Raw genomic sequence first — 11,279 nt, 5'->3', positions numbered from 1 at the left:
CTAAAAGCCGGGTATTGCTACACATTTATAGGGAAGAAGATCATGGCGAATTCGCTTTATCAAAAGCACATCATCTCCATTTCTGAGCTTTCACGTGAAGAACTGGAACTGATTGTAAACACCGCGGGCCAGCTTAAAGCTCAGCCTAATCCGGAACTGATCAAACACAAAGTCGTCGCGAGCTGTTTCTTTGAACCATCGACCCGTACTCGTTTGTCGTTCGAGACGGCGATTCAGCGTATCGGTGGCAGCGTGATTGGTTTTGATAACGGCGGTAACACTTCTCTGGCCAAAAAAGGCGAAACACTGGCTGATTCAGTGCAGGTGATTTCCTCTTACGTGGATGCCTTCGTGATGCGTCACCCACAGGAAGGTGCGGCGCGTCTGGCGTCTGAATTTTCCAATGGTGTGCCCGTCATCAACGCCGGTGACGGCTCCAACCAACACCCAAGCCAAACGCTGCTGGATCTTTTCACGCTGTTTGAAACTCAGGGCCGTCTCGACAACCTGAATGTTGCGTTCGTCGGTGACCTGAAATATGGCCGCACAGTGCATTCTCTGGCTCAGGCTCTGGCGAAATTCAACAATAACCGCTTTTTCTTCGTCGCACCGGAAGCACTGGCGATGCCAGACTACATCTGTGAAGAGCTGGACGAAGCGGGCGTCGAATACAGCCTGCACGCCGACATGGAAAGCGTGATTCCGGAACTGGACATTCTGTACATGACTCGCGTGCAGAAGGAGCGTTTCGACGAATCCGAATACGCCCACATCAAGTCGGCGTACGTACTGACAGCGGCAATGCTGGACAATGCCCGTCCAAACATGAAAGTGCTGCACCCGCTGCCACGTGTCGATGAGATCACGACCGATGTCGACAAAACACCGCACGCCTACTTCTTCCAACAGGCAGAAAACGGCGTGTACGCGCGTGAAGCCCTGCTTGCCCTTGTTCTGAACGAATCACTGTAACCGGAGTCTGTCATGAGTAAAGAAACCAAACTGCAAGTTGAAGCGATTAAAAACGGCACAGTGATTGACCACATTCCGGCGAAAGTGGGCGTAAAAGTGCTGAAGCTGTTTGATATGCACAATTCCAACCAGCGTGTGACGATTGGCCTCAACCTGCCTTCATCGGCGCTGGGTCATAAAGATTTGCTGAAAATCGAGAACGTGTTCATCAGTGAAGAGCAAGCCAATAAGCTGGCGCTGTACGCACCGCACGCCACCGTGAACCAGATTGAAAACTACGAGGTGGTGAAGAAACTGGCACTGGAACTGCCTGAGCGCATCAACAATGTGTTTGCCTGCCCGAACAGCAACTGTATTTCGCACAACGAGCCGGTGGAAAGCAGCTTCCGCATTTTTGAAAAGGCTAACGACATTCGCCTGAAATGTAAGTACTGCGAGAAAGTGTTCTCACGCGAAATCGTGACCGAACGCGAAGCGTAAGCCATGAGGCCGGCCGGGTGAAATCCATGGTCGGCTCTTTACCTCGCCGCCAAGAACAGGCACACTGACCGCTCGTTTTTTTGCTTAACCAATGGAATAACAAGCATGACAAAAGTTCTGCATACAGACTCTGCACCTGCAGCTATTGGCCCTTACATTCAAGGCGTTGATCTTGGCAACATGGTTCTGACTTCAGGCCAGATCCCAGTAAACCCAGCGACGGGTGAAGTACCAGCAGACATCGCGGCACAAGCACGCCAGTCTCTGGACAACGTCAAAGCCGTTGTTGAGGCCTCTGGTCTGACTGTCGGCGACATCGTGAAAATGACCGTGTTCGTTAAAGATCTGAACGACTTCGGCACCGTAAACGAAGTGTACGGCAAATTCTTTGATGAGCACCAAGTCGCTCACTACCCTGCACGCTCTTGCGTGGAAGTGGCTCGTCTGCCAAAAGATGTGGGTATCGAAATTGAAGCCATTGCCGTACGCAAGTAGGTGATGAAAACAAAAAAGGTTGCTCATTGAGCAACCTTTTTTTATTGGACTGAAATCAGTTAGACGTCGCTTTCTTAGCATTGCGCATCGCCACTTCGTCATCCAGTTCTTGCAGTTTAGCTTTCATGTCGTGATAACAACGCTGCGACAGCTCACGCACGTGCTCTTTACCCATGCCTTCTGTGCTCACTGGCGGTAGCATTTCAACAATGATGTGGCCGTTGTTCCAGCGGTTGAGGCGCAGTTTATCCGTCGAGCTGCATACAATCGGAATGATAGGCACGCCTGCCCCTAGCGCAGCGTGAAACGCACCAGCTTTAAACGGCAGCAAACCACGGCCGCGTGAACGGGTACCTTCCGGGAACATCCACACCGACACGTCGCTGTTTTTCATGCTATCGACCACTTGATCGATGGTGCCTTTGGCTTTGGTTTTGTTCGCGCGGTCAATCAGAATGTTACCAGTCAGCCAGTAAAGCTGGCCAAACAGCGGCATCCAAGCCAGGCTCTTTTTGCCGACGGTCACCACTTTTGGGGTCACCGCGGAAGAGACGGTAAACAAATCCCAGTTGTTCTGGTGGTTGGCAATGTAAATCGCCTGGCCACGATTGTAAGCATCATCCGGAATACGCAATTCCAGCTTAATGCCAAACACTTTGGACATCGCACCAAACATGCGACCAAAGGTAAATACGTGCTTCGGGTTACGCGGGCTAAGCAGGCAGTAACCACAACCGAACACAAACATCACGACAGCAAACAACGCCACCGCAAGAATACGGAGTAAAGCAATCATCCAGATTCTCCAAAGGAGCTAGAATAAAAAAGCCGAAACCCTTGGATTTCGGCCCATTGATAAGTCGGCAGTTTAACTCGACTCGCGGAAACGCTCAATATTTGCGCCCAGAGCCGACAGCTTGTCTTCGATCTTCTCGTAACCACGGTCGATGTGGTAGATACGATCAACGATGGTTTCACCTTTGGCAATACAACCCGCGATCACCAGACTCGCCGATGCACGCAGGTCAGTGGCCATCACCTGAGCACCGCTCAGAGAATCCACATCACCACAGATCACCGTGTTGCCTTCAATTTCTGCTTTTGCGCCCATACGCATCAGCTCTGGCACATGCATGAAACGATTTTCAAAGATGGTTTCAGTAATCACGCCACCACCTTTAGCCATCATGTTCAGCAGGGTAAACTGAGCCTGCATGTCGGTTGGGAAACCTGGGTGTGGCGCGGTACGAATCGAGACGGCTTTGAGATCGCGCCCCGTCATATCAAGGCTGATCCAGTCTTCACCCGTTTCAATCAGCGCTCCCGCGTCTTCCAGCTTAGCCAGAACGGCTTCCAGCAGTTTGGCGTTGGTGTTGCGACACACCACTTTGCCGTGTGACACCGCGGCCGCCACTAGAAACGTACCTGTTTCGATACGGTCTGCCACCACTGAATGTTTACCGCCACCCAGACGCTCAACGCCTTCGATGGTGATAGTATCAGTACCGGCACCGCTAATCTTCGCGCCCAGCTTGTTCAGGAACATCGCCGTATCAACGATTTCTGGTTCACGCGCTGCGTTATCCAGTACGGTTTTACCGTCTGCCAGTGTTGCAGCACACATGATGGTAATGGTGGCGCCGACACTGACTTTGTCCATCACGATGTGCGCGCCTTTCAGGCGGCCATCAACGGTCGCTTTCACGTAACCGTCTTCCAGAGCGATGGTAGCACCCAGTTGCTCCAGACCGTGAATATGCAAATCCACCGGACGAGCACCGATCGCACAGCCACCAGGCAGTGACACCTGACCGTGACCAAAACGAGCCACCAGCGGACCCAGAGCCCAAATTGATGCGCGCATGGTTTTCACCAAATCGTACGGTGCGCAGTATTGATCAATTTGACTTGGATCGACGTGGACAGAACCGTTACGTTCAACTTTGGCACCCAGACGCTTAAGCAGCTCCATGGTGGTGTCAATGTCACGTAAGTGAGGAACGTTAGCAACTTCTACTGGCTCAGACGCCAGGATAGAAGCAAATAAAATTGGAAGTGCAGCATTTTTTGCACCAGAGATGGTCACTTCGCCTTGCAGCGGTTTATTGGACCCAATAACTCGAAACTTATCCATTCACAAACCTTATAGCGACATCAACTTTTTATCGCGAGCCCACTCGCTAGGCGTGAACGCTTTGATTGACACAGCATGAATATCATTGCGCTGAATGTACTCCATCAGAGGAGCGTAGATCAGCTGCTGTTTCTTCACACGGCTCATGCCTTCAAAAACGGCATCAACAGCAATCACTTCGTAGTGACTGCCTTCACCTTTGACGTGAATCTCTTGAAGATTGAGTGCTTGTTCTAATATCTGTTGTACTTGTGCGCTATCCACAATTCACCCCTGCTGGTTGTTTAATGTGTCGAGACATCATTGCGTCAATGTTACTCAACTGAAACAGTGTGCGCAGTTGCTCTGGCACAAAACTCAGCATTATATGACAGTTTTGCTTTTTTGCATGCTCTAATAAGTGAATTAACATCACCATCCCCGCAGAATCGATACGTGTCACCGATTTCAGGGAAAGCTCACAATGCGCACCTTGCGGCTGCCATTGTTGCAAAACTGTCCACAACCCAGGTACGGTATCGCGGTCTAACGCTCCGCTCAGCTCCGCCTGTTCAGGGTTTAGCTGTTGCCATTGTGGATGGCTCATTGGGTTTTACTCTCAAAGCGAATCGGTTGTGCTGCCAAATCGTCAAGCTCTTTGGCCACCGCCAGAATACCCTCCTGACGAATCTTGCCATTCCACTCCGACTGTTTGCTCGACAACAGGCTGATACCTTCAGCAATCATGTCGAACGCACGCCATTCGCCGGATTTCTCTTTACGCAGTTTGAATTCCAGTTTGATATTCGGACGCGGAGTATCGACGATGTCGACTTTCACGCTGGTGATACGGCGATCATCGCCCACCGCCTGTTCCGGACCGAATTCAATCGTCTGATCACTGTACTGAGTCAGTACCTGAGCGTAACTGGTCACCAGATAAGCACGAAATGCGGTGATGAACCTCGCCACATCTTCACGCTTTGCCCCTTTCAGGTTTGGACCCAGCAATTTCAGCGCCGCATACTGATCGTTGACGTAAGGCATCAGCTCTTGTTCAACGATCACCTTCAGATGTTCCGGATCTTTGTGCACTAGATCCTGCTCAGCTTTGAGACGATCAAACGACTTTTGCGCTACCTGCTTCATCATCAGATACGGATCGGTCTGATCAATCTCCTGCGCGGCATTTGCCGTCCAGGTCAGCAACGCACTCACCAGAAGAATAACGTATTGTTTCAGCCACTTAGTTTTACTCAGCATGATTACTCACTCTTCTTGTTGTCTTTATCTGATCCGCCGACGCTGTACAGCACCTGACCAATCAAATCTTCCAGTACCAGCGCCGATTTGGTGTCCTCAATACGGTCACCGTCTTTCAGCATGCCTTCATCCTCAAACACAAAGCCCGGGATCAAGCTGATGTACTGTTCACCGATCAGGCCAGACGTCAGGATCTGCACACTGGAGTTTTCCGGAAACTGGTTATAACGACTGTCAATCGCCAAAGTTACGGACGGGATCAGACGCTCTTTGTCCAGCGAAATCGATTCGACCCGTCCCACCACTACGCCACCAACTTTGACTGGTGAACGTACTTTCAGACTACCGATGTTATCAAACTCCGCTTTTACCGAATAAGTATCGTTGGAGCCCAGCCCTTTCACGTCAGCGACTTGAAAAATCATCACCAGAATTGCGCAAATTCCTGCCAGCACAAAACTGCCTACCCAAAATTCTAGTTTTCGTGTTTGTTGCATGATTAGTTCCCAAACATCAATGCGGTAAGTACAAAGTCCAGCCCCAACACGGCTAAGGACGAATGCACAACGGTTCGTGTTGTCGCACGGCTGATGCCTTCAGAGGTCGGAATCGCATCATAGCCATTAAACAGAGCAATCCAGGTGACGGTGATGGCAAACGCCACACACTTAATCACACTGTTGCCAATATCTTCACCCAGCTCGACCGATGCCTGCATCGCAGACCAGAAGCTGCCGTGATCAATCCCTTTCCAGTCAACGCCGACCAACTGACCGCCCCAGATACCGACCGCCATAAAAATCATCGCCAAGAGCGGCATCGAAATCAAGCCAGCCCACAAACGCGGCGCAATGACACGCTTAAGCGGGTCAACCGCCATCATTTCCAGGCTGGACAACTGTTCGGTCGCTTTCATCAGGCCGATTTCCGCCGTCAGAGCAGAGCCTGCACGTCCGGCAAACAGCAGTGCGGTCACCACCGGGCCAAGTTCACGCAGTAAGGAGAGAGCGACCATCTGACCCAAGCTGGTTTCCGCGCCGTAATCGACCAGAATCACGTAGCCTTGCAGACTGAGCACCATGCCGATAAACAGACCAGAAACGACAATAATCGCCAGAGACTGAACGCCGACGCTGTAAAGTTGTTTGACTAATAAAGGTAAATTCTGAATCGGACGCGGACGCCCGGCCAGCGCACCAAACAGCATCAGGCTGGCACGGCCAAACGATTCGCACATTGCAAAGAAGCGTCGTCCGACTCCGCCGATCCAGCGCTGCAGATTATCCAACATGGAAAAGATCCTTTTCTATCGGCTGAGCCGGAAACCGGAAAGGCACCGGACCGTCGGCTTCGCCTTGTAAAAACTGCTGCACACGCGGATCGCTGTTATTGACCAGATCTTGTGGCGTGCCAAAGGCAATCACTTTGCCGTCGGCCAGCAGATAAACCCAGTCGGCAATGCTCATCACTTCCGGTACATCATGCGATACCACCACAGAAGTTACGCCAAGCGCCTGATTGAGGTTACGAATCAGCTCAACCAGAACACCCATGGTGATCGGGTCTTGGCCGACAAAGGGCTCATCAAACATGATCAGCTCCGGGTCGAGCGCGATCGCCCGCGCCAGCGCCGCTCGGCGAGCCATCCCACCGGAGAGTTCACTTGGCATCAGTTGCGCCGCACCGCGCAAACCAACCGCTTCGAGTTTTAACAGCACCAGAGTTCGAATCAGGGATTCGTCGAGTTCTGTGTGCTCACGCAACGGAAACGCGACGTTATCAAAGACATTAAGATCGGTGAACAGTGCGCCGGACTGGAACAACATGCTCATTTTTTTGCGGGCTTTATAGAGTTTACTGCGAGTCAGAGTGGGAATGTTCTGGCCATCGAACCAGATATCGCCATGTTCCGGGAGTAACTGTCCGCCGATTAAGCGCAACAGTGTGGTTTTACCAATCCCGGAAGGCCCCATAATGGCGGTCACTTTCCCTTTGGGAACATGCAGGCTGATATCATCAAAAATCACTCGCTCAGCACGGGAAAACGTCAGATTGTTTATGGTCACTAGATCGGTTTCGGACATACTCGCGATTCGCTATTGTGGGATTTCCATCCAAGGAATGGGCAATCATAAGCACATTGCCCAAAAATTAAAAGCACCGTTCAATTACATTTCGTGTTCAAACTGAATTTAAGAACGATTTTCAGTTGATACGAATCTTTTGTTGATAAACTCATCAAGCGCTTGAATTAAAGCACACCAAGCAACCGGGTAAACACGCTCGTTGGCAGCGATGATGAACAGTGAAAATGAGACAATAAATTGTATCTTCGGCTTCCCTTTTAATGACCAACAAGTCAAAATTGGCGGTTACTCATTTAATTTTTCATAAAGTTAGGAATTGTCATGCTTGAAGCCGTTGCGTTTCTTATTGTAGGTCTCGTTCTTCTGGTCTGGAGTGCCGATAAACTGGTCTTTGGATCCGCAGCCTTAGCGCGCAACATTGGCATTTCTCCTTTAGTCATCGGCATGACGATTCTGGCCATGGGCTCATCCGCTCCTGAGATGATGGTGTCGGCAACCGCCGCTCTCGATGGTAAAACCGATACCGCCGTAGGTAACGTCCTCGGTTCTAACATTGCCAACATCGCATTAATTCTTGGCATAACCGCTTTGATTAAGCCACTTTCTATTAGTTCCACTGTTATTCGCCGTGAACTTCCACTGATGATTGCCGTCACATTACTGGCGGGCGCACTGTTGTGGGATAACCATCTTGGTTTTTACGAAGGCATTCTGCTGTTCGTCCTGTTTGCCGCTTTTATTCTGGCGATGCTGAAAATCAGCCGCAGTGAACAGAAAAATGGCGATACGCTGCTGGAAGAACACGAATCGGAGATCCCGGAAGGTGTCAGCAACTGGAAAGCCGTCATGTGGGTCGCGATCGGTCTGATCCTGCTGCCACTTGCAGCCAGTTTACTGGTCGACAACTCCGTCATTATCGCTAAATATTTCGGTATGAGCGATCTGGTGATTGGCTTGACGATCATCGCGATCGGTACCAGCCTGCCAGAACTGGCCGCCTCATTGGCAGGCGTTCTCAAAGGCGAAGATGACATGGCCGTAGGTAACATCATCGGCTCCAACGTATTTAACATTCTGGCAGTTATGGGACTGCCGGGGATCCTGAATCCGTCAGTTCTCAGCTCACATGCTATGGGACGTGATTTCTGGGTGATGCTGGCAGTCTCATTACTGCTGGTTCTGATGGCACTGGGTAAATCTCGCAGTATTAACCGCATCGAAGGAGCAATCCTATTTGCGGCATTTCTTGCGTACCAGGTTTACCTGTTTATGAATATGGCTGCTTAACTGGAGTTTAGGATGTCTGATCACTTTGACTACCGCAGTGTTGCTCAGCAGGTGCTGGCAACGGAGATCGAAGGTCTGCAACAACTCGACCAATACTTTAATGACGACTTCTGCCGTGCCTGCGAGATGATCCTGGCCAATAACAGCGGTAAAGTAGTTGTGATGGGGATTGGTAAGTCTGGCCATATCGGTAAAAAAATTGCTGCCACGCTGGCCAGTACCGGCACATCGGCATTCTTTGTTCATCCGGGCGAAGCGTCACACGGCGATCTCGGCATGATTGAAAGCGGCGATATTGTGCTGGCCATCTCCAACTCCGGCGAATCATCCGAAATTCTGGCGCTGTTCCCGGTCCTCAAGCGTCTGAACAATCGCATCATCAGCATGACGGGCAACCCGCAATCGAATATGGCCAAGTTGGCTGACATTCACTTGCAAATCACCGTCCCTAAAGAAGCCTGTCCGCTGGGTCTGGCGCCGACATCCAGTACAACCGCAACACTGGTGATGGGTGATGCACTGGCTGTGGCGCTGCTTCAGGCTCGCGGTTTCACCGCCGAAGATTTTGCCTTGTCTCATCCGGGGGGCGCTTTAGGGCGTAAGCTGCTAATGAAACTACAAGACATCATGCACTCGGGTGAAGCACTGCCGAAAGTCCAGCCCACCGCACTGGTACGTGACGCACTGCTGGAAATCAGCCAGAAAGGGCTGGGGATGACCGCTGTAGTGGAAGGTAATGATCATATGATTGGTATTTTTACCGACGGTGACCTGCGCCGGATTCTGGACAAACGCATTGATATTCACACAGCGACCATCAGCGAAGTGATGACCCGTAACCCGACCGTGGCCTCTCCGAACCTGCTTGCCGTCGAAGGCCTTAATCTGATGCAGGACAAACGCATCAACGGTTTGATGCTGGTAGAAGACGGTAAGCTGGTCGGCGCGCTGAATATGCACGATTTACTCAAAGCCGGAGTCATGTGATGAGCCAAACTATCGAAACCTTGTATGGCGACGTGGATGCTGCTCTGCTGGCGATTGCCAAAGAGATTAAACTGCTGATCTGCGATGTGGATGGCGTGTTTTCTGACGGCCTGATTTACATGGGCAATCAGGGTGAAGAGTTGAAAACGTTTCATACCCGTGACGGATATGGCGTAAAATCGTTAATGAACGCTGGCATTGAGATCGCTATTATTACCGGCCGAAAATCTCAAATCGTTGAAAATCGTATGAAAGCACTGGGCATTAAACTGATCTATCAGGGTCAAGATGACAAAGTGAAAGCGTATCACGATATTTGTCAGCGTCTTGCCATTGAGCCACAACACACGGGCTACATTGGCGATGATCTGATTGACTGGCCCGTAATGGAAAAAGTGGCCCTAAAAGTTTGTGTTGCCGACGGTCATCCGCTGTTAGCCAAACGCGCAAATTACGTCACTCACATCAAAGGCGGACACGGCGCAGTACGCGAAGTGTGCGATTTAATTTTACAAGCACGGAATGAGCTCGACGTACACAAAGGCCTGAGTATATGAGTTTTTCTCGTATCCTTTACGCGATACTTTTCTTTGTTGCATCATGGTCTGCCTATTACCTGTTGGACAAAGAACAAAGCACGGCAATTCAGGTGGCTCCGAATCTTGAGCTGCCGATGTTTAGCGGAAAAAATCTGGACAACATCACGTATGATCAGCAAGGTATCAAAAGCTATGTGATCACCTCCAAGCATTTGGATCACTATGCCAAAGGCGGCAACACCATTTTTGAATACCCTGTATTGAAAGTGTATCAACAGGGCGTCACGCAAGAGTGGGAGATCACCGCAAAACGTGGCATTCTGACCAAAGAACATGTGCTGACGCTGTACGATGACGTACTGGTCAAGAATTTATTTGAAGACTCCGGTTTTGACACGCTCACCACATCGCGCATGAGCATTCAGCTCGATAACCGCGATTTTTGGGCAGACAACCCCGTTGAGTTACTCGGTCCTCAGTTTGAAACTCAAGGACAGGCGATGAAAGGCAACTTTGGCGATCATTCGGCTGTACTGTATAACCATGTACAAGGTAGATATGAAACTCTCACACCTTAGTTTTCTGGCACTGTTGCTGGCTTCTGGCCACGCTCTGGCATTATCGTCGGATTCTCAGCAGCCGGTGTACATTGACTCAGACAGCCAGCAGCTGGACATGAAAAGCAGCCGCGTGACCTTTCTGGGCGACGTGAAGCTCAAACAAGGCAGCATCAACATCAATGCTGACAAACTGATCGTCATTCGTGACGCGAAAACCGGCAAAGTGCAGGACATTGAAGGCTACGGCAATCTGGCGACCTTCTCGCAGCTGACCGATGATGGTAAAACGCTATACGGCGAAGCCAAAGAGCTGTATTACAAAATGGCAGATGACGAACTGACCATGATCGATCAAGCCATGTTGTCCCAGGACGACAGTGAAATCCGCGGCAGTAAAATCCGCTACAAAATTTCTTCGCAGAAGTTGATTGCCGACAGCAATGGCAGCGGCCGTGTGTCTACCGTCCTTCAACCTCAAGCGACGCAGCAGTAGTAA

At 50.6% G+C, this 11,279-nt stretch carries 16 protein-coding genes; 8 read left to right on the top strand and 8 right to left on the bottom strand.

What is annotated here, in order from left to right:
• The first annotated feature begins 42 nt into the window (after positions 1–42).
• The 3 genes from pyrB to LGV68_RS16265 all read left to right on the top strand — a co-directional run bounded on the left by pyrB (position 43) and on the right by LGV68_RS16265 (position 1,947).
• Positions 43–972, top strand: coding sequence for an aspartate carbamoyltransferase (pyrB, locus tag LGV68_RS16275; protein WP_020329546.1), 930 nt, complete (start codon positions 43–45; stop codon positions 970–972).
• Between the two features lie 12 nt (positions 973–984).
• Positions 985–1,452 carry an aspartate carbamoyltransferase regulatory subunit gene (gene pyrI, locus LGV68_RS16270; RefSeq protein ID WP_020329545.1) on the top strand — a complete coding sequence of 156 codons (468 nt, stop codon included), beginning with the start codon at positions 985–987 and terminating at the stop codon, positions 1,450–1,452.
• Positions 1,453–1,557: 105 nt separating this feature from the next.
• A complete protein-coding gene (locus tag LGV68_RS16265; RefSeq protein ID WP_020329544.1) occupies positions 1,558–1,947 on the top strand; it encodes a RidA family protein in 390 nt (129 codons plus the stop codon).
• A 55-nt stretch (positions 1,948–2,002) separates the two neighbouring features.
• Here LGV68_RS16265 and LGV68_RS16260 read toward each other — a convergent pair whose 3' ends face one another.
• The 8 genes from LGV68_RS16260 to mlaF all read right to left on the bottom strand — a co-directional run bounded on the left by LGV68_RS16260 (position 2,003) and on the right by mlaF (position 7,407).
• Positions 2,003–2,743, bottom strand: a complete 741-nt coding sequence (locus LGV68_RS16260) for a 1-acylglycerol-3-phosphate O-acyltransferase (protein WP_020329543.1) — start codon at positions 2,741–2,743, stop codon at positions 2,003–2,005.
• A gap of 72 nt (positions 2,744–2,815) precedes the next feature.
• Positions 2,816–4,081 (bottom strand): UDP-N-acetylglucosamine 1-carboxyvinyltransferase, encoded by a 1,266-nt coding sequence (gene murA, locus LGV68_RS16255; protein ID WP_020329542.1) that lies wholly within the window; start codon positions 4,079–4,081, stop codon positions 2,816–2,818.
• Positions 4,082–4,090: 9 nt separating this feature from the next.
• Positions 4,091–4,345, bottom strand: coding sequence for a BolA family iron metabolism protein IbaG (gene ibaG, locus LGV68_RS16250; RefSeq protein WP_020329541.1), 255 nt, complete (start codon positions 4,343–4,345; stop codon positions 4,091–4,093).
• On the bottom strand, positions 4,338–4,667 hold the full coding sequence (locus tag LGV68_RS16245; protein WP_020329540.1) for a lipid asymmetry maintenance protein MlaB: 330 nt from the start codon (positions 4,665–4,667) through the stop codon (positions 4,338–4,340). The genes ibaG and LGV68_RS16245 overlap by 8 nt, the downstream gene beginning before the upstream one ends.
• On the bottom strand, positions 4,664–5,323 hold the full coding sequence (locus LGV68_RS16240; RefSeq protein ID WP_075988107.1) for a phospholipid-binding protein MlaC: 660 nt from the start codon (positions 5,321–5,323) through the stop codon (positions 4,664–4,666). The genes LGV68_RS16245 and LGV68_RS16240 overlap by 4 nt, the downstream gene beginning before the upstream one ends.
• Positions 5,324–5,325: 2 nt before the next feature.
• Entirely contained in the window at positions 5,326–5,820 is a 495-nt protein-coding gene (gene mlaD, locus LGV68_RS16235; RefSeq protein ID WP_020329538.1) for an outer membrane lipid asymmetry maintenance protein MlaD, read from the bottom strand.
• Between the two features lie 2 nt (positions 5,821–5,822).
• Positions 5,823–6,614 carry a lipid asymmetry maintenance ABC transporter permease subunit MlaE gene (gene mlaE / locus LGV68_RS16230; protein WP_020329537.1) on the bottom strand — a complete coding sequence of 264 codons (792 nt, stop codon included), beginning with the start codon at positions 6,612–6,614 and terminating at the stop codon, positions 5,823–5,825.
• Entirely contained in the window at positions 6,604–7,407 is an 804-nt protein-coding gene (gene mlaF / locus LGV68_RS16225; RefSeq protein WP_020429047.1) for a phospholipid ABC transporter ATP-binding protein MlaF, read from the bottom strand. Before mlaF ends, mlaE begins: the two co-directional genes overlap by 11 nt.
• A gap of 324 nt (positions 7,408–7,731) precedes the next feature.
• Between mlaF and LGV68_RS16220 the strand changes: the two genes are divergently transcribed.
• Genes LGV68_RS16220 through lptA form a run of 5 tightly spaced genes read left to right on the top strand, consistent with a single transcriptional unit; the run spans position 7,732 to position 11,276 of the window.
• Positions 7,732–8,697, top strand: a complete 966-nt coding sequence (locus LGV68_RS16220) for a calcium/sodium antiporter (protein ID WP_020329535.1) — start codon at positions 7,732–7,734, stop codon at positions 8,695–8,697.
• A 12-nt stretch (positions 8,698–8,709) separates the two neighbouring features.
• Positions 8,710–9,684 carry an arabinose-5-phosphate isomerase KdsD gene (gene kdsD, locus LGV68_RS16215; protein ID WP_020429052.1) on the top strand — a complete coding sequence of 325 codons (975 nt, stop codon included), beginning with the start codon at positions 8,710–8,712 and terminating at the stop codon, positions 9,682–9,684.
• Positions 9,684–10,241, top strand: coding sequence for a 3-deoxy-manno-octulosonate-8-phosphatase KdsC (gene kdsC / locus LGV68_RS16210; protein ID WP_020429053.1), 558 nt, complete (start codon positions 9,684–9,686; stop codon positions 10,239–10,241). The genes kdsD and kdsC overlap by 1 nt, the downstream gene beginning before the upstream one ends.
• Positions 10,238–10,801, top strand: a complete 564-nt coding sequence (gene lptC, locus LGV68_RS16205; RefSeq protein WP_020429055.1) for an LPS export ABC transporter periplasmic protein LptC — start codon at positions 10,238–10,240, stop codon at positions 10,799–10,801. The genes kdsC and lptC overlap by 4 nt, the downstream gene beginning before the upstream one ends.
• Complete coding sequence (lptA, locus tag LGV68_RS16200; protein ID WP_020329531.1) at positions 10,782–11,276, top strand: lipopolysaccharide transport periplasmic protein LptA; 495 nt, start codon at positions 10,782–10,784, stop codon at positions 11,274–11,276. The genes lptC and lptA overlap by 20 nt, the downstream gene beginning before the upstream one ends.
• Positions 11,277–11,279 lie beyond the last annotated feature (3 nt).

It is taken from the genome of Vibrio sp. LQ2, from assembly GCF_023920125.1.
GTDB classification, from domain to species: Bacteria; Pseudomonadota; Gammaproteobacteria; order Enterobacterales; family Vibrionaceae; genus Vibrio; species Vibrio fluvialis.
Note: the sequence above shows the minus strand (reverse complement) of the source record. Positions and strands in the feature narration are given on the sequence as shown.